The organism is Microbacterium sp. WCS2018Hpa-23, assembly GCF_031843845.1.
GTDB lineage: Bacteria > Actinomycetota > Actinomycetes > Actinomycetales > Microbacteriaceae > Microbacterium.
Genome location: NZ_JAVTIZ010000008.1, coordinates 67,246 through 88,092, shown reverse-complemented (window position 1 = coordinate 88,092; position 20,847 = coordinate 67,246). Strand labels below are relative to the sequence as shown.

Here is a 20,847-nt window from a genome sequence, read left to right as displayed (position 1 = left end):
CCTTAATAACCGATTACTAACGCGTGAGGAGGCCCGCCGTGGCCGCTCGACCCATCAGCTTCGCCCTCGATGAGACGGACATTCCGCTGCTTGACGAACTCTCCGCTGAGTTCGGTGACGGCAACCGCAGCGAGTTCCTCCGCGTCGCCATGGCTGACTTCAAGGAGCGCCTGCGCCTGAAACGGCTACAGGAGGTGCGAAAGGGCATTGAGTCTCTTCATGCCGATGCACTCGCCGAGCGGGGCGGCAAGGTCTTCACGACCGAGGAGACGCTCAAGCTCATCGACGATCTCCGGGTGCCGTGACCGACAGCGCCGCGGCTGCTGCGGCACCCGGCAAGATCCCCGTCGTCCTCGACATCAACGTCTATCTCGACTTCATCGGTCGTGGCGACGGCAGGATGCTCTTCCCCACGCAGAGTGAGATCCCCTCTTCCTCCCCCGCGGCCGACGCCCTGGCGCTTGCTTTCGACGATCGCTACGCGCTCTTCGCGTCGCCGCACATCCTGCGGAACATCAGCCGAGTCATGCGCGAGAACGGTCAATCGCCCGAGACTCGAGAGAGGTTCCTCAAGTTCATCGCCGAGACCTGCGAACTCACCGGCGGAGCGATCGTTGACCCGGTGGTGCTGGATCACGGCATCGGAGATCATGAGGACAACCACATCCTCGCTCTCGCGAAAGACCCCTCCGTCAACGCTGACGTCATCGTCTCCTCGGACCACCACCTGACAGATCTCGGCCCAGCCTGGAACGGACGGCTCATCATGCGCCCGCGACAGTTCACCTCCCATATGGTCCGATCCGCTGCGATGCAGACGCACACCCCCGCTCCGGCTCAGCCTCCGGTTCGGCCGAAGCGCGCCGCACCGACAGCTCCATATTCCGGCATGCCTCGACTGTCCGACCGCTTCCCCGAGCTTCGAGACGTTCACCTCGACCGGCCCGGAATCGGCGGCGCAGTCGGTCGTCAATCGGAAGACGACAGGCAGCTGTAGCCGCCTTCGTCCCAACACACCAAGAGCCGCCCGGACACTGCGTCCAGGCGGCTCTTTCGCGCGCCCGAAAGAACAACTCTCATGCCTGAACCCAAGCCGCTCGACCCCAAGACCGCCCGGCACATCCGCGCCATCGTCATCACGCAGGACGACGCACTGAAAGGTCGACCCTGGCGATCGCTGAAGGAGATCAAGCGCGCGCTGAAAGCGGGCGAGATCAGCTGACAGACGCACGCCGGCAGCCACTCGACCATCCAGGAGAATCCGATGACCGCCATCTACGGCACCACCACTCATGACACCGACGAGATCGTCACACTGCGTGATGAGATCAACGCCCTCGAGGCGGCCTTCGACGCGTCACGCTGGGCGCACATCACAGAGCAGCGCGCCAGGATGGATCGCTACGACCAGCTCATGGCGGCCCGTCGCCCGACCTACCCGACGGCAGAACAGCTGGCCGGGCTCGATCAGGTCGCCACCATCGTGCACAACGGCACTCCCTACGGCACACACCACGGCTGGCCGACCCAAGACGACAAAGCCTCGGGCCTCGAGCTACCGAGAAGTGTGCAGTTCTCCTCCACGGTCAGCCGCATCAACGTCTACGCCCTCGCCCCGTATCGATCGCGCAGCACAACCCGCGCGTGGATCTTCTCTGAGGACGAGATCGAGGCGCTGAGGAGCGAGGTGAAGCAGCGCGCCCTGAGAATCGCGACTGAGTGGCGGCACGAGGACGGCATCGCATTCATCGTCGCGGACGGCCGCGACTGAGGCGCCTGGCCGCCCCGGGTATCAAGTCAGTACGCGGCGGCGCGTCGCCTGAAATCATGCGGAACGCGCTCTCACCTGCTCAGCCCCATCTCACTTCCCTGTCTGGCCCTTTACCGACGATAAGACCAGTTATCGCAGCTATCCGGCGCAGCCCCTCTTTTCCCGGGGAGACGCCGAAAACGGCCAGAATGGAGACCGAGTGATGATCGCCGCCCCCACGACTCCCTCACCAGACGACGCGAAAGCACGCGAGCGCATCATCACCCGCCACGAGGCGGGAGCGTGGCGATGACCGAAGAGCTGACCACGCCCGTCGTGATTCTGCCACCGGGCGCACAGGTGCCCACCAGAACGAGCGCGCCGCTCCCCCAGCGACTGCTGGACGGCATCCAAGAGCACCAGGCCGTCGCCACAGCGCCGAACACAGCGCGCGCATACGAAGCCGACTGGCGCGCGTTCGAACGCTGGTGCGATGAGCACGACCAGGTCTCACTGCCCGCGACCGGTGAGACGGTCGCGGCGTACATGACCGATCGCGCAGCACTCGTGTCCGAGTCCGGCGACTACGTCTATGCGCCGAGCACCATCCAGCGCTGGGTCACTTCGATCAACGTCCACCACCACGGCGCTGGTATGCCTCAGCCGGGCTCGTCGGCTGAGGTCAAACGGACCCTTGCCGGCATCCGGCGCGGTCACGTGAGACCGACGCGAAGGATGGCCCCGCTGCTGCTCGAGGATCTCAAGAAGGTGCTTCTCGGCATCGACCTTCACGGCTTTCCCAACGGGATCCTCGGACACCGCGATGCGGCGCTCCTCGTCATGGGTTTCGCCGGCGCATTCCGTCGTTCAGAGCTCGCATCCCGTCTTGTCGGCGACGTCACCGTGCACACCGAGGACGGCCTGCACGTTCGACTGCTCACCTCGAAGACCGACCAAGAGGGGCGCGGATCCGTGAAGGGCCTCCCGTACGGTGCGAATCCGCTCACGTGCCCGCCGTGCGCCTTCCTGCGGTGGGTGCGCGTTCTTGACTCTGCTCTTCACGCCACGAGGAGCGAGATGATGACTCTTCTCCGCGAGTCCAGCACCGACGTGCACATCTGTCACGGGCCCACCCCTGAGCTCGACCGGCTCGATCCGAAGACGCCGCTGTTTCGCCCTGTGCGCCGCGGTGGCCATGTCGGAGCGACGCCGATTAGCGGTGCGGTGGTCGATCGCGTCGTGAAGCTCCGCCTGGACGGCGCGGGCATGAACCCGAAACGGTTCGGCGGACACTCGCTGCGTGCCGGTTTCGTGACGCAAGCTCTTCGCGCCGGCGCCTCTCCGGCCTCCGTCATGCGGCAGACGAACCACAAACGTGTCGAGACCGTCGAGATCTACCGTCGCGAACACGACCCTCTCCGCCAGAACGCCGTCACCCGCATCGGGCTCTGACACCCATCTGCAGGAGGAGGTTGCTCACCGTGACACGTACAGCCACGCGTCGACCGTCCCGAGAGGCCCGCGAGTGGGCGCTCTTCCTCGACTGGTGCACGTCCACGAAGGCACCGGCCCTACCGACGACGAGTGACACGATCGCGGCCTTCCTCGCTGCCTTTCCCGCCTCCCTCGACGCGCAGGGTCACAGGGTGAGAACCATCCGTCGCGCCCACGCTCGAGCCGGTGAACCTCTCGAGCTGCCGTCGACGCCGCCACGATCGGCGCTGCAGAGCGGTGACGGCTGGGCCTCGCTCCCGGACGCCCTGGCGAACCTGTCGCCCTATCAGCATCGGAAGTACTTCGCCCAGGCGATGCGGGCTCGACGTGACGGCTGGCTTCTCGTACTGATCGGAGTCGTCGGACTGTCCCGAGCGGAAGCTCGCTCTGTCATGCAGGCCGAAGTCACGCTGTTCCCGTCTCTCTCGATCCGCGACGTGCCGATCCCCAAGAGCGACCCTGCCGCGGCATGTGCGGCCTGTGCCGTTACGCGCTGGCTCCGGATTGTCGGGGCTGCGTCGCGGCACTGGTGGACCGACGTGAAGGAGAGTGTGACGCCCGACCAGGATCAGCTCTCGCACGACTGTCGCTCGAGCTTGGATGGTGTCTGGCGCGAGGCTGAGACGCTCCTGCCTGCCATCGACCAGTACGGGCATGTCACGAGCGACCCGATGTCCCCGAAGTCCATCACCGCGGTGATGAAACGCCGTCAGCGAGTCGGAGGATCCGTTGACCGCGATCAGGTCATTCGTACTGTGTCGACCGGGCGCTTCGCCCGGGCGACCCCGAACGAGCTCGCTGACGCGTACGACGATGTCGATGCGCAGCTCGCGGCAGTCCTGCTCCGGTCGGCTCAGATCCTGCAGGAGAGCGACGAGATGCTCGATCGCATCTCGTCCCTCACCCGACCAGTCGAGGCGACCCCTCCTGGTCGATGACTGGGGGCGCGCGCGAAGCGCGCACCGGGTCTGGTTGTGACGTTCCACCCCAACCCGACTTCCTTCCTGCGCATCCGCCAGCGATAACCGCCGGCTGGATCACTCAGCGAAGGAGGTCGGCCATGGGGCTGTTCCAGCACGAAATCACGAGCATCTCTGATGCCCCTCGGCCGCGTGTGAGCCGGACGGCCGTTGTCGCGCTCATCAGCGCAGCATGTGGCTTCCTCACCGCCATCGGCTTCGTCATCGCGATCGTGCTCGGACATCTCGCGCTCATCCGGATGTACTTCCAGCGCAGCAACGGCACGCCGAAGCGCGGACGTCGACTCGCGATTGCGGCGCTGTGGATCTCGTACACCGCTCTCACCATCGCGGCAGCCGCCTTGCTCACGATCTTGCTGATCGCGTACGCCGAGCTGCCGGCTCCTCCCTCCATCTTCTGAACACCACCCGCGCAGATACGGCGCGGCGGAAAGCGAGACCTCATGACCACGCCTGATGAGCACGACGGGCCCGACGGGGAGTCGCCGCCGAAGATCCATCTCGCCTTTCAGACCCCGGTGGGGTTCTTCTCCGAAGGCGCGGACCTCCCGCCAGAGATCAGAGAAGCGCTCGTCAGCCAGTTCTTGGCCGACGATTCGATCCCCGTGGAGATCCGCGAGGCACTCTCCAAGTCGCTTGGCGTGACCATCGAAGAGGCCAAGAGCGCCCCGCACGTCTCGCTCGCCATTCAGGCGCACCGCGAGCAGCTCTGGGACCTCCTCGACAGCGCGTTCCCGAACGATCCTCACCTGTGGAACGCAGGAGAGGCGCTCTTCACGATGTCTGCGAAGAATCCCGCCACGGTCGACGACGCCGGACGCCTCGCCGCGCTCGAATCGGCGAACCATCACCTCCGCCGGCACGCGGCTCGCCTCTCCCCCGAAGTGAGCCCGCAGGATCAGCTGATCGCCGACTTCCGCGAACAGATGGACGGCATCTAACGCCTCGCCTCAGGGCCGCACCCCACCCGGGGTGCGGCCTTGCTTCGTCGCAAGGCTCAGCCGAGCGCGACATCGGACGCCCAGACCTCTTTGCTCCGCCGATACCCACCTCCCTCCACTGCGCCCAAAGCGCACGGCGTGGACCCTCGGCTCGCACGAAATTCCGAAAGGCCTCTGACGATGGCGAAGACCCAGAACGAGATCACGAAGCAGGTGACCACCAAGTACCTCGCTTCTCTCCAGGGCGGCAAGCTCCCCAGCCCCGCGACGATCGAAGAGACACTTCTCGCAGAGACGAACAAGGAGTTCAACGTCGAGAACGCGGGTCGCCAGGGCACCCACAAGATCAACCTCCTGAAGCGACTGACCTTCTCCCAGATCGCGCAGATCCTCATCACGCTCCACAGGGTGGTGCGGATCGCTCCGTCGGGCAAGAACACCGACCGTGACCTGGACCTACTGGCGATGTACGTCGACCGAGGCGAGGACAAGGGTGTGTACGCGACGAGTGAGGATCACATCCGAAGCGTCGGCCGGCTCTACAACCGCGAACTCACCATCAACGAATCTCGAGAGGTGATGACCGTCCTTCGTGAGGAGGCGCCCCGCGTAGGCCGCTGCTCCGACCGCGACCTGATCGCGGTGAACAACGGCATCTTCGACTTCAAGTCGAAGGAGCTCCTCCCGTTCGACCCGTCCAAGGTGTTCCTGTCCAAGGCGCGCGTCGACTACGTCGCCACAGCTCTCTCGCCCGGCATCCAGACCCCCGATGGGGACACCTGGGAGGTCGAGGAGTGGATCCAAGGACTGAGCGACGATCCCGAGGTCGTCCACCTGCTCTGGGAGATCCTCGGCGCCATCGTGCGTCCGCACGTGCGCTGGAACAAGAGCGCATGGTTCTACTCCGAGAAGGGCAACAACGGAAAGGGCACCCTGGTCGAGCTGATGAGGAACCTCGTCGGAACTGCCAGCTACGCCTCGATCCCGATCGCCGACTTCGGCAAGGACTTCCTACTCGAGCCGCTCACGCGCGCGAGTGCGATCCTCGTCGACGAGAACGACGTCGGCACCTTCATCGATCGCGCCGCCAACCTCAAGGCGATCATCACGAACGACGTGATCTCGATCAACCGCAAGTACAAGACGCCGATCGCGTATCAGTTCTGGGGCTTCATGGTCCAGTGTCTGAACGGGTTCCCGAAGATCAAGGACAAGTCCGAGAGCTTCTATCGTCGCCAGTTGTTCGTGCCGTTCGAGAAGAGCTACACCGGTGCCGAGCGCCGTTACATCAAGGACGACTACGTCGGCCGTGATCAGGTCCTGCAGTACGTGCTCAAGCGCGTTCTGCACATGGACTACTACGTGCTCTCCGAGCCCGAGGCGACGCGTCTTGTGCTCGACGAGTACAAGAAGGCGAACGACCCGGTGCGCGCGTTCTGGGACGAGTTCGAGGAAGTCTTCGTCTGGGATCTCCTGCCGTTCCCCTTCCTATACGACCTCTACAAGTCGTGGTTCGCGAAGACCAACCCGTCGGGTTCTCCGATCGGGCGGAACAACTTCATCACGGACCTGGTCGCGATCGTCGACAAGTCAGAGCTCTGGTACTGCCAGGACAAGACCGCGAAGATCCGCCCGGCGAACCGGATGGACAAGCCCGAGCCGCTCATCGCGCGGTTCGACCTCAGGGACTGGATGAACCCCGGCTACCTGGGGACTGACCCGCTCAAGAAGTCGCTGTTCTCGCCGTTGGCCGCGAACTATCGCGGACTGCAGCGGCAGGCAGGAACCGGTGCCGCGGCGCCGGCGCCCACCGACGACGACTGAGTCGTTTGAACGCGGGGTCCGCGAGACCCCGCGTTCAGCACCCATTTCGACCGCCGCCGTATCGACGGCCCCCACCGCAGAAGGGCTCCTCCATGAGCGAGAGCAAGCTGGATCTCATCGCCAAGATGCTGGCGAAGGCCGAGAGCACGACACCCGAGGAGGCTGAGGCCCTCACCGAGCACGCCGAACGTCTCATGCTGAAATACGGCATCGAGCAGGCGCGCATCGACGAACGTCGAGCCAAGCTCGGGCAGTCTCAGGAGCAGATCGTCCAGGAGACGCAGCTGTTCACCGGCGTCTACGCCCGCGACTTGCGCGAGATGGGTGGCCAGGTCACCTTCGCTCTGGGCACCCTGCGTCCTCTGCAGAAAGACGTCGCCGGACTCGGCTCGATCCTCTACATCGTCGGCTTCGAGTCCGATGTTCGCCAGGCCCGACTGCTCATCGCCAGCCTGGAGGTTCAGGCGATGGTCGCTATGCGTGCCTGGTGGCGCGCCAATCGTCCGCTCTTCCGCTACAGCTCCGAGAGCGAGAAGCGTCGAGCGCGCAGCGGATTCATCCGTGGCTTCGGAGCCGGCGCATCCGCCCGGATTCGCCGCAACCGTCAGACCATCGTCGAGGACGCCGGCTCGGGGACCGATCTCGTGCTCTCCTCCCGCCGTGATCGGGTGGACGCGGTCGTCGACGAGAAGAAGCACCCGAAGGCCAGGACTCGCAAGCCGGCCGATGAGCTGACGTACGCCGAAGGCGTGCGGGCGGGCTACGAAGCGAACACCGGTGAGAAGAACCTCACCGCCGGCCGCGCGCTCGAGTCGCACTCCGACGAAGACGCGGCATAGCCGCCGAGCACCCACTCACACCCATCCACTGACCCTCCGGAGAGGAGCACCATGTCCGAGCCCATCTACGAGGCCCTCATCGCGCAGCGACGAGGCGACAACTCAGAGGCTTACCTCTCGCTCCCCCAGGAAGACCTGGTGGACGAACTCGAGATCTGCGCCGACTTCGCCGACGGCACCCTTCGCGGTGACCTCGTGCCCCTCGCCCACTTCATGCGCAACCGGATCGCCGCAGCTCTTCGCACCGCGGCCGCAGCACTTCGCTCTTCACGTGCCGCCCCCGCCCCTACCGGTCACCTCCTGGACCGCGTCGAGGAGGCCATCGAACGAGTGCTCCGCCAGCACGACATCGACCCCGTCGTCAAGCGCCCCGGCTTGGGCTCCGAATGGGCCGCGCGCGTCGCTGCTCGAGCGGCGATCGCCGAAACGCTCAAGCTCAGCGCCGACACCGCCAATCGCGGCATCGAACGGATGGCGAGCGAGCGAGCTCGGCAGATCCATGAAGAGGGCCACGAACCCGCTGCGGACATCGGACGCTCTCGCGAGCTGATGGCAGCCGCGCGCTGCTATCTCGAAGCAGCCGACTACGGCGCTGACGCCTGGCACGACCGAGACGGACGCTACCTGCCGCCCGGCGGCTGGCCCTGGCCGCCTGCGGCTTGGAAGCCGTCCGAGGACGCGAGTCGCAACCTCGAGATCGCCGGTGCGCTCATAGCCGCAGCGTTCGATGCAGACGCGGCAGAACGCGCCATCGCCGAAGCCGTACCCGCGAAACGCCCGAAGCGGCGGCCTCGCTTCACCTGACCCCCACGACACCAAGAGGAAGGAATCTCGCATGTCGAATGCTCTCTTGGCGCCCACCCCCGACGCGCAGCTGACGAAGGCGGCCCGTCCAGTGACGGCGAAGACCGCGAGCTTCGTGTTCTACGACATCGAGGCGCTGAACAACGTCTGGACCCTCTGCGCGTACGCCCCGCGCACCAACACGATCGATGCGTTCTACCTGATCGACCCGACCGGACCTCTCGCCGCGGAGATCGCGGAGAAGCCGGTCAGCCTGCAGGACGCAGCTGAGATGATCATCGCCTCGAACCCCGCCTTCCAGATGGTCGACGGCATGAAGCGCACCGTCAGGCTGCACGACCTGTCCACGTGGCCGGGCAACCTCGCTCTCGCGCAGATGTTCGGGCTCAGCGACGCCGACTCCGTCAACGACCCCGACTCGCGCTCGTCGTACTCGTCGTTCCTCCGGCCGGTCTGCGACACGGACCCTGAGTACGACCCCTTCGAAGCGCACCCCTACTTCGTTGGGTACAACTCGTACAGCTACGACACCACGATTCTGGCGCTGTACTTCATGGAGGCCTTCTCGCATCTCCCGCGTGCGCTCTCGCAGAACCAGCACGCGGCCACCGGCTTCATGCCCCCGGCCGCATCTCGCCTCCGTTCCTACAACGACGAGATGTTCCAGGAGCCGTACAAGAAGTACATGCACACGTACCTCACCGAGGGTCGTGTGGCCGGCGGCAAGAAGTACGGCAGCGTGCCGAACCGGATCCGGGCGTCGATGATCAACTCCGGTCGTCACATCGATGCCGCGCGTCTCAACGAGGCGCAGCGGATGGTCGCCCTGAAGCGGCAGCTCGGCGGCCTGGGTCGCCAGATCATGGAGAGCGACAAGCTCGACTCGCGCAACGCGACGGTCGAGACGCTCCAGCAGTTCTACGAGCTGCTGGCCTACAACGTCTCCGACGTCGTCGGTCTCGCGAAGCTCTTCGAGCACCCCACCTACGCTTCAGGCTTCGACCTGAAGAAGGGCCTGATCGACGAGTACCCCGAGACCATCTACGAGAAGTCGCGATTCTCCAGCAGCCCGAACATCAGCCCCAAGGCTGTTCGACGCGGCCGCCTGACTCCCGACGCATCCTCGGCGAAGCTCGTAGGTCTCATCCTGAGCCCCTACGGCAACCTGGACGACCTCGAGGCTGTCAGCTTCATGTACCCGTCTGAGATGGTCGCGAAGGAGCGCGGCATCCAGCGCGTCAACGTGCTGGATGAGTGCCGAGCGTTCTTCTACGAGAACATCACCGACGAATCCGCGCGCGCGCAGTTCGACGAGGTGTACCGCTACTACAAGTCGATCGAGGGCCAGAACTTCAACGACTCTCGGGAGTACACCGAGACCTACGGGTTCGACAACCGGCCCATGGTCCTGAAGTACATGCCGAAGACCGCGAACAACCTGCCGTATTTCAATGCGGACGGGTCACCCTCCACGTGCTTCGCCACCTTCTCCACCGGTGGCATCCACGGGGCCGAGGCGGCGTGGGATCGCTACATGGCCGACATCGCGCTCTGGGAGCCGAAGAACGACCTGCTCAATGCGGTCAAGAGGGAGTATCGGGATCCGCTCGTGGTGCGCACCACCAAGGGCGGCGTCACGCTCGCCGATGGGCGGGTCGTGCAGCACGCCGAGGTCCTCGCCTCGAAGTCCACGATCAAGAACCTCAAGGCAATGTCCGAGGCACTCGAGGTCGAATACCCCGGATGGGCAACATGCCCTGAAGAGCTGTTCGACCACGAGCGCTACCGCGAGATCGCCGCCCGCTTCCCGTCCGTCGGGTACAAGGAATCGCTCCCGAAGCCGGAGCTGTTCAAGGTGCTCAAGGACGGCTCGACGAAGCTGAACAAGAAGTACACCTACACCTCGGTCGACACCGCGATCCACGAGGACTTCACGAGCTACTACCCGAACATGCTCCGCAACATGAGCGCGTTCTACAACGCCGAGCTCGGGGAGGACCGGTACGCGAAGATCCTCGCGGACAAGGATCGCTACGGGCAGATGATGAAGGCGCCGGGGCTGAGCGACGAGGAGAAGACCCGCCTGGGTGTTCTCCGCAACGGGACGAAGCTCATCCTCAACTCGGCATCCGGTGCCGGCGACACGACCCACCACACCCCGATCCGGGTCAACAACGCCATCATCTCGATGCGAATCATCGGACAGCTCTTCTCCTGGCGCATCGGTCAGGCGCAGACGCTGGCAGGCGCCCGGATCATCTCGACGAACACCGATGGTCTTTACTCCGTCCTGGACGAAGAGACCAACAACCGCGTCCTCGCCGAACAGCAGGCGCTGATCAACGTCGAGATCGAGCCCGAGCCGCTCATCATCGTGAGCAAGGACTCGAACAATCGCCTCGAGATGGAGGTGCCAGAGGACCCGGCAACGCCTCTGTGGGAGGCGCCGTTCGTGTCGGCATCGGGCGGCACGCTCGCGTGCTTCAAGGAGCCTCAGCCCACGAAGAGCCTCGCGCACCCCGCGGTGCTCGACTGGGCACTGGTGAGGTACCTCCGATACATCGTGGGTGGATACGTGCCCTCGTGGCGGGACACTCCGATCAGCATCACCGAGCCGCTCGACAGGCGTCTCGGGAAGCAGCTGATGCTCGAGGCGATTCGGAACAGCGACCCCGTGCTCGCCGCACGGCTGTTCCAGAACGTGATCGCCGCCGCCAACGCGACGGTCACGATCCCGTTCGCGGCGGATCCGCTGGATCCGATCGACCCGAAGCTCGATGAGGTCACAAACCCTCGCAAGCTGCAGCACTACAACCGGATGTTCATCGTGCACCAGGGGAAACCCGGAGCCGTGTCCCTCCGGGCAGCCGGTGCGTGGGCCGTGACGCCGGCCTCCAAGGTGAAGCGCGCGAAGGACCAGCTGTCACCGGTGGTGACGGACCCCATAGCGCTGCAGATCCTCCAGGAGAACGGCTACGCGCGCAGCCGGGTCGAGACGACCCAGACGGGCAGGACCCTCCTTCCCGAGGACCAGGACGTCGTTGTTCGCAAGATCAACGGCATCGACCCTGCCTGGAGTGTCCTCATCGAGAACGGTGACCTGCTCTGCATGGGCGACGATGCGCTGCGCGACCTCCTCGGTTGCCTGGACATCGACGCCTACGTGGGTCTTCTCGCCAGCACGTTCGAGGTGAGCTGGATGAACTCCGCGGACGGCTCCGCAGAGGACGAGTCCGACGAGGACTAGAGCGATCTCGCCCATCCCCGCGAAGGGGTCTCAGCTACACGCTGGGGCCCCTTCGTGCCCGCCTCGAGAACGTCGCCAGCGACTAGTGCGCATCGAGAGATAGTGGCTCCGCTCCAGCCATGCCGGACCATCTGGATTGCGAAGGACTCTGATCTCCCCAGACAGAGTCCTTCGCCAGTGCGCTCAGATCCCCAGAAACAAGCCCACCTTCCACTGATCATAGAGACGAGATCACGATGTACGGCACCCTCGACCCTGAGAAATTCCGAGTCGTTACCTCGGGCGATCGGGAGATCGTCGTTCAGCTCGGACCGGTCAGCGCGGAGTACGCCTTGGCCACGGCCAACCCCGACGGGGTCTACACCGGAGTGCTCGCTCTCGAGCCAGGTTTCTACCAGCCCGCCATCGAAGGCGGGAACATCGACTCCTTCACCGACGACCTCGTCGAACGACTTCACCGCGGCCTTCACGCCTACGGCGCCAGCGAGAGAATCGTCGGCTTCGACCACGAGAACGACCTCGTCCTCGTCCAGGTCAGCAACGACGTCTGCGCAGCCGCAGACGAAGACGACGACCACGTTCCCGCCTGACCTCCACCCACTTCGTCGCCCAGAGAGGCACCATTATGACCACCACCGCCGCCGCCCCCGCCCCGTCCCGCGTCTCCGAGCTCGACAACATCGTCAGCTTCATGGGCTCGGACAAGTCCAACGACTGGTCCGCGGAGATCGACGCTCTGCGCGCGATCGAGTCAGAACTCCTTTCGCTTCAGGAAGAGGTCGAGACCTACCGCGCGAACGTCGGTTCGATCGAGAACATCGTGAAGACCAGCCGCTATGCGCGCCTAGGCCAGTTCGCGGCAGTCACGCTCGGTGCGAACGAAGAGCACCGGAGCTCCGACATCACCTCGGACCTGACGACCTTCTGGCAGGCCATCGCTTCGCCGGCCATCGGCGGGCAGAGCGACGAGGACCTCAAGCATTGGCGCACGCTCGCCGATCTGATGGGTATCCGCCACGACGGACCGAAGCCCGAAGAGATCACCGAGGTGGCCGCATGAGCGAGCGCGAAGAGACACTCTCCCTGGACCGCGCGACGCTGACACCCGTGGAGGACGCGCGTTACGAGGACACGACTCAGACGGTCGCGGATCTCGATGGCTCCGACGACGAGGCGACGTGGCTCCAGCCGGGCTACGTGCTGGAGCGCGAAGACGTGGACTACATCCGATCGCTGGTGCTGCCCGCATCCGTGCGGAGCCACCCGAAGCTGTAGGTCGCCCGATGATGACCGCAGTCCGCGACTTCAACGCGCGGCGCAACGCCCGGTTCTGGAACCAGGCGGTGGTGAGCATCACCTGCGACGGAAAGCACTCAGACGGCAAGGGGCGAAGCGTGCGCGATCTCGATGCGCGACTCGGCCGCCAAAGCGCTCGAGCCCAGGGGTGGGCCGTCGCAGTCAAAAACCCGAAGAGTCGTCGTCGACTCGACTACTGCCCCGAACACGAGATCGGAGACATCCATGGCTGAGACCCAGGTCGCCACCCCCTGCCCGGAACCCGACTGCAGAGCCCCCATGGAGCGGACTGCTGATGCAGCGGGCGTCCGTTTTCACTGCCCTGTGTGCCAGATGAGCTGGAGCGAGGCCGAGGTGATCGATCTCGCGGCCGCCGACAAGGCGCCGTGCTCCATGGTCACCGAGAAGCCCTACGACTTCGCGTGGTGCGAGACCCACGATGAGACCTTCCCGCTCGGCAGCATCTGCCCGCTGCATCCGAAAGCCCCGAAGGACGGTGCCCCGTGAGTATGACCGTCAGCATCACCTGTGACGACTGCGGAACCTCTGCCGAGGCCAGCACGGCCTACGACTCCGGTACGAACGAGATCGACTCGGCGCTCGAAGTCGGATGGACGCACGAGGCAGGCGAAGATTTCTGTCCCGACTGCTCCGGCGAAGATGCGGGCGTGGATGACGACCCGTGCCCGGCGTGCGACGCCCCCAAGGCGGAATGCACCAGCCGATCGAACGTCTGCTGCGACGACTGCCGCCACGATCACGGAGACGCCGATGGGTAAGGCCGAGAACTACGTCGAGCACTACCTCCGCGATCGCGTGAAGCGAGCCGGCGGGGTCTGCTGGAAGTTCACCTCTGCCACCTCCGGAGTCCCTGATCGCATCATCGTCCTGAACGGGCACACCGTGTTCGTCGAGACGAAGGCTCCGGGAAGGACCCTCGACCCGCTTCAGCGCGTACGCCGAGACGAGATCCTCGCGTCCGGCGGCGACGCGCGAAAGATCGACAACCGGGACGACGTCGACCTCCTCATCGAGGAGCTCACCCTCGGACGTGATCTGACCTCCCTCGAGAGAAAGGCTGCTGCATGAATCCTCGACCCGTGGGCCACGGCCCCACCCGCATCGAGTGAGCCGCCCCGCCGCGTTCATCGCGTCCCCTCGCCCCTTCGCTGCCGCCCATGCAGGCACCTGTGCCGACTGCGGCGGCAGCTTCGCGCCCGGGGACAGCATCATCCAGGCCGAGGTCGGCTGGGCCCACGCACCGTGCCCGCCAGCACTGCTCCTCGTCCGCTGACCCGATACCGGAGATCACCATGAGCCCCTCTGTTCCGCCTGTTCCCACCACGACCGTCGAGCGAGGGGGTGCGTACGCCCAGAGTCGCTACGCGACGGCTGATCCTGCGCGAGCGCTCGACATCATCACGTCCTACGACGCGGCGACCAAGACCTACGTGTCGATGGTGCGTGCCGTGCACTTCCTGGAGGTCGGGACGGCATTCACGCACGCGCGCGACGCGGAGCTCGCCGGCTACACGCCGAACCGCACCGATCCGGTCGCCAGGGACACACGCGACGGACTCCTCGGCTCTGACCTCCTCGCGCGCCTCGCCTTCGCTCCGCAGATCCCCCAGATGCTGCGGTGGGCGACCGACCCCAAGAAGTACACGCCCGTCGACGTCGCCCGCCCCGCAGCGGCTGCCCATGTCGAGGCGATGGTCTCGCGCACCGACTCCACAGCGCTGAAGGCTCTCAACATCGCTCGAGAAGCCTTCGATGATGCCGGTCATTCCGTCAGCGCACCGGGGCAGGCAGAGCCCGGCGAGTTCTACGTCGAGATCGACGGCGTGAACCTCGCGGTTCGTATCGAGACCCTCTGACCCTCGCACGCGGATCGATTCAGATACGAAGCGAAACGAATAATTCGCCCATAAATCAGGAAATACGGTTAGCCTGTTCTCGGCTGCCCCACACCCTGGGTGCACCGCACCCAGAGAGGACTCCCCTATGACTGCCGACGGCAGCAGCACCGCAACCCTCGAGGCTCCGGCCGAAGCACCCGCGCTCTCGATGACCATCTTCTCGAAGAACGACTGCCACAAATGCGTCGCCACCGAGCGTCTCTTCGAGCGCAAAGGCGTCCCGTTCACAGAGATCAACGTCGAGGAAGACCTCGCACCGCGTGACGAGTTCGGCGGGCTGACGCCGTTCGAGTACGTCGTCGAGAAGTACGGCCGCGAGATGCCCGTCGTGGTCATCAAGTCCGAGGACGGATGGGTCACCGACTGGTGGTCCGGCGGCCGCATGGACAAGTGGACGGAGACCGTCCAGAACTTCGAGGCAGAGAACCTCATCATCCCCGAAGATGAGCGCGTCGTCCGCTGACGCCGCTGCAGACATCGCCCACCTCTGCGACCTGTTCCTCTTCGAGGATCTCGACGCGCAGGGGTGGGCGTTTCTGTACCCGGATGAGTCCGAGTGGGAGTCCCCCGACTGCGACATCATGAGTCGGCGCTTTCTCGAGCTCGCGCGCCGAGAGGGTCTCGACGGCGAGCTCGTGCACGTCACATCCGTCGACGAGGGGCCTCACTGGTTTGCGGTTCTCGCGGACAGCCGTGGGGTCAGCATCGCGGTCGACTGGACAGCGAGACAGTTCTACAACGCCGGCTACCCAGCGTCCCCGACAGACCCCGAGTTGATCCCCTGCCCTCTCATCTTTGCGTGGCCCGGAGCGTATCCTCTCGCGGTCGTCGAGTTCGAAGTCGCATAGGAGCAGCTGCCGCCGCCACCATCCCACGAGTAGGAGTCCACATGGGTACCATCGACAACCTTTCGCGTCGTGCGCTTCGTCCTCACCAGGTGGCCGCGCACGACGACATCGTCAATTCGCTCGAGAGCCTCGACCGTGCACTCTTCGTATCTGCGTGCGGCACGGGGAAGACCATCACGTTGCAGGCGGTATGCAACACAGTCGCCCCTGCAGGTCTGATCGGAGCGTTCTTCCCGTCCCTGTTCCTCGTCGGCCAGACGCTACGCGAATGGCGCACCCAGTACGAAGACCGCTGGAACACCCCCATCGTCGTCTGCTCGGATGCGTCTGTCGCGGACCGCGGTGATGATGAGACCCGTGTCTCCGCAGAGGATCTTGAGGCCTACGGCGCGATAGTCACCACTGATCCCGTCCATCTGTCAGGACTTCTGGCCCAGGCCTCTCCGGATCTGCCGCAGGTCGTCTTCGCGACCTATCACTCAAGCGACAAGATCGCCGAGGCGCAGGCCCGCATGGTCGCCGTCGGGCACCCCGCGGCTTTCGAACTTGTCATACTCGACGAAGCCCATCGGGTGACGCCCGGGAGCGCCCTTGGCCTTCACGTTCTCGACGCTTCGTCGATCCTCGCCCACAAGCGCCTGGCCGCAACCGCAACGCCACGCCAGTTTCACATCACCGCCGAGGGTGAACGTGGCGACGAGGGCGACCTTCTGGACGAGACGATCTATGGCCCCATCGCACACGAGTACGGGTTGCGCCAGGCTATCGGCGACGGGGTTCTCTGTGACTACAGCGTGCACGCAACTGTCATCGCCGAAGAGCACCTTGGCGCACTTGTTGATCTGGACGATGATGAACTCCGCCTCCACCTTGGCGTAGCCGCGCTCCACCGCGCACGCCACCAGCTGGGGGCCGGTCGAATCATCACATACTTGCGAAGCGTCGAACGCGCCCGTCGCTTTGTCCTCATGGCGCAGGATTCGGGTATCGATGCCTTCGTGATTACCGGGGATGACCCAGCCAGCGATAGGCGCGCGATCTTGGAGGCCGCATTCGGCGATTCCCCTCATGGGGTAGTCGCCAACGTGCGGTGCTTGACCGAAGGTGTCGATGTCCCCAACCTCGATGCCGTCCTGTTCGTGGATCCGCGGAAAGCCAAAGTCGACACGGTACAGGCGGTGGGCCGCGTGCTTCGGCGCGCACCCGGGAAGCACGTGGGTCGCATCATCATCCCAGTCCTCGCCGGCCCTGAAGAACCGGACTCTTGGATTGATCGGCCCGGCTGGGACATCATGGCCTCAGTACTTGCGCAGATGGCGGAAAACGACACCGCGATTCGTGGCGAGCTCAGAACCTACGCATCGGTTCCGCGCGATGCCGACGCCGTCGCAAACTACCCGGGGAGTCGACGCATCCACGTCGACTTTCCTCACAACGCGGTGTTCGACCTGGGAGATCGACCGTTCTTCGCGTTCGACACGCTGCTCGCCGATCTCTCGCTGCGCGCCGTCCGCGTCTTCGATCGCGGCTGGGATTGGAACCACCGGCTCCAAGCGGTGCTGGATTTCAAGTCGCAGCACGATCGCCTCCCGAGTAGGTACGCCGGCGACACTGGTGAGTCTCAGCTCGCGAGATGGCTTGCGAAGCAGCGTGCCACCGCGACGAACCAACAATCCGCGGTTCTCGATGATCAGGTACCCGGTTGGAGGGCGACTCGACGATCCGAGTACACCTGGCTGCGAAACCTCGATGCCCTGATCGCGTTTCACGAGATGTATGGGCGAATGCCAAGGAATAACGCTGCCGATCCCATCGAATCGTCGATCGCGGGGTGGGCGCGAGTCCAAAGACGAAGCGTCGATCTTCACGAGGACAGGCGCACTCTCCTCCAGAGCCGGTTTCCAGAGGTGGACTGGAAACCCCGAGAGACGCCTCTCTGGGTCGAACGTTTTGAGGCACTTGATGCGTTCATCAAGGTGCGCGGCAGATTGCCTCGCCCGGACGACGGGCGTGAAGCATTCCGTCTTCGTGGCTGGTTCCAACAACAGGGCAAGTCCAAGCGCCTCTCTGCCGAAAGAGTCGGGCTGTTGAACGAGCGAATGCCGGGATGGCAGCGCAATACATACTCGCCGCCCGCATGAATCTGGCAGTGAAGAAGCCCCCGATGCACTGAGCCCTTGGGGGCTTCTTCACGCGCCCACACACCCGACCCTGGAGGTCATCGTGACGTTCACCATGCCGACGCTCCTTCCCCATCAGGAGATCGTGCGCGAATTCATCATCCGCAACCCCAAGTGCGGCATCTTCCTCACGATGGGCGGCGGCAAGTCGCTCTGCACCCTGACCGCGCTCGCGCACGTACGCCCGGCCGGTCACATCCTCGTCGTCGCGCCGATCAACATCGCTCGCTCCACATGGGTCGACGAGATCGCGAAGTGGGGCTTCCCCCTGAGGGCGGTCAGTCTGATCGTCGACGAACGCGACAAGAAGCTGAGCAAGCAGAAGCGGCTCGCGCGCTATGAGGAGATCTTCAACTCTCCGCCCTCGATGTACTTCATCAACGTGGATCTGATCACCGATCTGGTCGACAACATGCCGGTGGAGCAGATCGACGGCGTTGACACGATCCTCTGGCCGTTCCAGACGGTGATCGTTGATGAATCGCAGACGCTGAAGGGTCACTCCGGCGTCCGCTTCGGCGCACTCGCGAAGGTCGCCGGCGCCACGATCCGCTTCATCGAGCTCACCGGAACCCCGACCCCCAACGGGCTAGAGGATCTCTGGAGCCAGATGTTCCTGCTCGATGGCGGACTCGCGCTCGGTCGTTCGATCACGGAGTTCCGCGACCGCTACATGACGCCGGACCTCATCGTGCAGAACCGTGTGGCGAAGTGGAAACCTCGTCCCGGAGCCGAGGAGGAGATCTACGCCCGCGTTCGCCACCTGGTCATGAGCGCAGAGAATACGAAGATCCCGATGCCTGAGGTCTCCGTCGAGGACATCTCTGTGGTGCTCCCCAGCGACGTGCTGGACGCCTACAAGCAGTTCACCCGTGACCAGGTTCTGTATCTCGCGAGCCCTGACGAGGACAACCCCGGAACGCTCACGCTCACGGCCGACAACGCAGCGATCCTCTACGGGAAGCAGCTGCAGTACGCATCGGGAACGATGTACGTCGACGAAGACCGCAACTACGCGGTCATCCACGAAGAGAAGTTGGCGATGGCCGACTACCTCATCCGGAACAACGGCGGCTCGCCCGTGCTCATCGCCTATCGCTACCGCTCGGACAAGAAGCAGCTGCTGAAATACCTGGCGGCCGCGGGGCACGACGTCCGAGCGTTCGACGGCAGCCGCGACATGATCGCGCAGTGGAACGCGGGACGGATCCCCGTGATGATCCTGCAGCCCGCGAGCGCGGGCCATGGGCTCAACCTGCAAGACGGTGGCTTCACGCTGATCTGGTACACGCTGCCCGATTCGCTCGAGCACTACCTGCAGACGAACGCTCGCCTCGCTCGCATGGGGCAGCCGCACCCCGTCACGATCTACCGTCTCCTCACCAAGGGGACGCGTGACGAGAAGATGCCTGGCATGCTCCGAAGGAAGTACCTGGTGCAGCAGGGGCTCCTGGATGCTGTCCGCATCGAGATCGTCGAGATCGATGAGGACGTCGCAGAGATCCTCGGCGAACTCGCACTGGCGGCCGCGTGAGTGCCGCGAGCGTCACGCAGAACGACGGCGCCGGAATCGACATCCGACCCGGCGTCGTCGTCGTCGACCTGGCGACAGTGGACCTTCGCACTCTCACCCGAGACGACCTGGCCGACTGCTTCGAGGATGCGACAGGGCAGCTGCGTGAGAAGGAGGCTCATCCGCTGGATGACGTCGGCGACATCGACAACTGGCCGCTCTGACGACACGCCCTGGGCGACTGGGCGATCGCCTCTGACTACGGCTGGATCGATCCCCGTCTTGCTCGGAGCGCGATCTCCTGGGCCAGCTCAACATCGGTGAAAGCGCTGAGGCCCAGCGGCTCGACCGTGATGGTCTCGGAAAGCTCATCCGGCTCGAGGTGCCCTGCGGCGACGAGTCCTTCGAGCGGTGACCGACCGTACTCCCGCGAGACGCGGATGGCCTCCTTCACTGTGGGAGGCCTCTCGGAGCGACGCCAGTAGCTCACCTTGGAGTCGGACACCCCGAGGCGCCGAGCGACTTCGGCGCCGGATGCGCCGGCGGTGAGCCTGCGAAAGTACGTGCCCCAGTCGTCGCTCATCAATCCAGTGTCTCCGTGCTCCTCGAAGGCGTGCAAATCCGGCGCTGGTTGTCCAACTCCCGGAGAAGACGAAGACCCCGCGGCTCCGAGGAGAGCGGGGTCTTCGTCAAGGTCTGATGGGTTACTGGCCAGCCACAGGCGGTATGTACAGGTACGGCACGCGGAGAACTGCGCCCTCGGAGATCACGTTGATGTCGCGCACTGCGTTGTATTCGGCGATCGCGTCCACACTCACACCGAGTTCCGCAGAGATCGACGTGAGGGTGTCCCCTCGCTCGATGTAGTAGATCGTGTCTTCCTGAGGAGCTTCCAGATTCTGATCGCTATCGCGATCCGGGGGTGTTGAAGGGTCCGAAACCGGTGTCTCGACACCGGTGGTCGGTGCCGGCTGAGCCGGGTAGCGCGGGTTCGCCATCGCGCCCGCTGCGCCAGCAACTCCGACGATCAGGACAGCGACGAGTGCGAGCGCCGCGACACCTGCCGCGATCACAGGAACCATCCGGTTCTGGCTGTTCGCCGCCTGCTCTTCGGTCATCGCATGCCTCTCGTTTCTGTGGAAGGAGCGAACTCGAACCGGAACCCAAATTCGCTCATTTATCAGTATATCTGAGCACCGCTCGACTTACGAG

General features: G+C 64.6%; 26 protein-coding genes. 24 read left to right on the top strand and 2 right to left on the bottom strand.

Annotated elements, in window-relative coordinates:
• The first annotated feature begins 38 nt into the window (after positions 1 to 38).
• From RQG77_RS14360 to RQG77_RS14245, 24 genes are all read left to right on the top strand, one after another.
• A complete protein-coding gene (locus RQG77_RS14360; protein WP_311245314.1) occupies positions 39 to 305 on the top strand; it encodes a hypothetical protein in 267 nt (88 codons plus the stop codon).
• A complete protein-coding gene (locus tag RQG77_RS14355) occupies positions 302 to 997 on the top strand; it encodes a PIN domain-containing protein (RefSeq protein WP_311245313.1) in 696 nt (231 codons plus the stop codon). The genes RQG77_RS14360 and RQG77_RS14355 overlap by 4 nt, the downstream gene beginning before the upstream one ends.
• A gap of 81 nt (positions 998 to 1,078) precedes the next feature.
• Entirely contained in the window at positions 1,079 to 1,222 is a 144-nt protein-coding gene (locus RQG77_RS14350) for a hypothetical protein (protein WP_311245312.1), read from the top strand.
• Positions 1,223 to 1,264: 42 nt separating this feature from the next.
• The gene (locus tag RQG77_RS14345) at positions 1,265 to 1,771 is read left to right on the top strand and encodes a hypothetical protein (RefSeq protein ID WP_311245311.1); all 507 of its coding nucleotides are present in this window, start codon (positions 1,265 to 1,267) and stop codon (positions 1,769 to 1,771) included.
• Between the two features lie 288 nt (positions 1,772 to 2,059).
• Positions 2,060 to 3,202: a tyrosine-type recombinase/integrase gene (locus tag RQG77_RS14340; RefSeq protein ID WP_311245456.1), complete on the top strand. Its 1,143-nt coding sequence runs from the start codon at positions 2,060 to 2,062 to the stop codon at positions 3,200 to 3,202.
• A gap of 29 nt (positions 3,203 to 3,231) precedes the next feature.
• Positions 3,232 to 4,182, top strand: a complete 951-nt coding sequence (locus RQG77_RS14335) for a hypothetical protein (RefSeq protein ID WP_311245310.1) — start codon at positions 3,232 to 3,234, stop codon at positions 4,180 to 4,182.
• A 122-nt stretch (positions 4,183 to 4,304) separates the two neighbouring features.
• Complete coding sequence (locus RQG77_RS14330; RefSeq protein WP_311245309.1) at positions 4,305 to 4,625, top strand: DUF4190 domain-containing protein; 321 nt, start codon at positions 4,305 to 4,307, stop codon at positions 4,623 to 4,625.
• Positions 4,626 to 4,667: 42 nt separating this feature from the next.
• Positions 4,668 to 5,165 carry a hypothetical protein gene (locus tag RQG77_RS14325; RefSeq protein ID WP_311245308.1) on the top strand — a complete coding sequence of 166 codons (498 nt, stop codon included), beginning with the start codon at positions 4,668 to 4,670 and terminating at the stop codon, positions 5,163 to 5,165.
• 180 nt (positions 5,166 to 5,345) lie between these two features.
• Entirely contained in the window at positions 5,346 to 6,989 is a 1,644-nt protein-coding gene (locus RQG77_RS14320) for a phage/plasmid primase, P4 family (protein WP_311245307.1), read from the top strand.
• 92 nt (positions 6,990 to 7,081) lie between these two features.
• Entirely contained in the window at positions 7,082 to 7,828 is a 747-nt protein-coding gene (locus RQG77_RS14315; RefSeq protein WP_311245306.1) for a DUF2786 domain-containing protein, read from the top strand.
• A gap of 51 nt (positions 7,829 to 7,879) precedes the next feature.
• The gene (locus tag RQG77_RS14310) at positions 7,880 to 8,632 is read left to right on the top strand and encodes a hypothetical protein (protein ID WP_311245305.1); all 753 of its coding nucleotides are present in this window, start codon (positions 7,880 to 7,882) and stop codon (positions 8,630 to 8,632) included.
• Positions 8,633 to 8,663: 31 nt separating this feature from the next.
• Positions 8,664 to 11,879: a hypothetical protein gene (locus RQG77_RS14305; RefSeq protein WP_311245304.1), complete on the top strand. Its 3,216-nt coding sequence runs from the start codon at positions 8,664 to 8,666 to the stop codon at positions 11,877 to 11,879.
• A 236-nt stretch (positions 11,880 to 12,115) separates the two neighbouring features.
• On the top strand, positions 12,116 to 12,469 hold the full coding sequence (locus tag RQG77_RS14300; protein ID WP_311245303.1) for a hypothetical protein: 354 nt from the start codon (positions 12,116 to 12,118) through the stop codon (positions 12,467 to 12,469).
• Positions 12,470 to 12,504: 35 nt separating this feature from the next.
• Positions 12,505 to 12,939, top strand: coding sequence for a hypothetical protein (locus tag RQG77_RS14295; protein WP_311245302.1), 435 nt, complete (start codon positions 12,505 to 12,507; stop codon positions 12,937 to 12,939).
• Positions 12,936 to 13,154, top strand: a complete 219-nt coding sequence (locus RQG77_RS14290; RefSeq protein WP_311245301.1) for a hypothetical protein — start codon at positions 12,936 to 12,938, stop codon at positions 13,152 to 13,154. Before RQG77_RS14295 ends, RQG77_RS14290 begins: the two co-directional genes overlap by 4 nt.
• An 8-nt stretch (positions 13,155 to 13,162) precedes the next feature.
• Entirely contained in the window at positions 13,163 to 13,408 is a 246-nt protein-coding gene (locus RQG77_RS14285) for a hypothetical protein (RefSeq protein WP_311245300.1), read from the top strand.
• A 100-nt stretch (positions 13,409 to 13,508) separates the two neighbouring features.
• Positions 13,509 to 13,682 (top strand): hypothetical protein, encoded by a 174-nt coding sequence (locus RQG77_RS14280; protein WP_311245299.1) that lies wholly within the window; start codon positions 13,509 to 13,511, stop codon positions 13,680 to 13,682.
• Between the two features lie 264 nt (positions 13,683 to 13,946).
• Positions 13,947 to 14,264, top strand: a complete 318-nt coding sequence (locus RQG77_RS14275) for a VRR-NUC domain-containing protein (RefSeq protein ID WP_311245298.1) — start codon at positions 13,947 to 13,949, stop codon at positions 14,262 to 14,264.
• A 224-nt stretch (positions 14,265 to 14,488) separates the two neighbouring features.
• Positions 14,489 to 15,052 carry a hypothetical protein gene (locus RQG77_RS14270; protein WP_311245297.1) on the top strand — a complete coding sequence of 188 codons (564 nt, stop codon included), beginning with the start codon at positions 14,489 to 14,491 and terminating at the stop codon, positions 15,050 to 15,052.
• Positions 15,053 to 15,179: 127 nt separating this feature from the next.
• Entirely contained in the window at positions 15,180 to 15,557 is a 378-nt protein-coding gene (locus RQG77_RS14265; RefSeq protein ID WP_311245296.1) for a glutaredoxin family protein, read from the top strand.
• Entirely contained in the window at positions 15,538 to 15,942 is a 405-nt protein-coding gene (locus RQG77_RS14260; protein WP_311245295.1) for a hypothetical protein, read from the top strand. Before RQG77_RS14265 ends, RQG77_RS14260 begins: the two co-directional genes overlap by 20 nt.
• A gap of 41 nt (positions 15,943 to 15,983) precedes the next feature.
• Positions 15,984 to 18,083, top strand: coding sequence for a DEAD/DEAH box helicase family protein (locus RQG77_RS14255; protein WP_311245294.1), 2,100 nt, complete (start codon positions 15,984 to 15,986; stop codon positions 18,081 to 18,083).
• 82 nt (positions 18,084 to 18,165) lie between these two features.
• On the top strand, positions 18,166 to 19,656 hold the full coding sequence (locus RQG77_RS14250; protein WP_311245293.1) for a DEAD/DEAH box helicase: 1,491 nt from the start codon (positions 18,166 to 18,168) through the stop codon (positions 19,654 to 19,656).
• Positions 19,653 to 19,859 carry a hypothetical protein gene (locus tag RQG77_RS14245; RefSeq protein WP_311245292.1) on the top strand — a complete coding sequence of 69 codons (207 nt, stop codon included), beginning with the start codon at positions 19,653 to 19,655 and terminating at the stop codon, positions 19,857 to 19,859. Before RQG77_RS14250 ends, RQG77_RS14245 begins: the two co-directional genes overlap by 4 nt.
• Positions 19,860 to 19,894: 35 nt before the next feature.
• On the opposite strand, the gene RQG77_RS14240 is transcribed toward RQG77_RS14245, so the two are convergent.
• The gene (locus RQG77_RS14240; RefSeq protein ID WP_311245291.1) at positions 19,895 to 20,218 is read right to left on the bottom strand and encodes a helix-turn-helix transcriptional regulator; all 324 of its coding nucleotides are present in this window, start codon (positions 20,216 to 20,218) and stop codon (positions 19,895 to 19,897) included.
• A 121-nt stretch (positions 20,219 to 20,339) separates the two neighbouring features.
• Positions 20,340 to 20,753: a LysM peptidoglycan-binding domain-containing protein gene (locus RQG77_RS14235; RefSeq protein ID WP_311245290.1), complete on the bottom strand. Its 414-nt coding sequence runs from the start codon at positions 20,751 to 20,753 to the stop codon at positions 20,340 to 20,342.
• Positions 20,754 to 20,847: the final 94 nt, after the last annotated feature.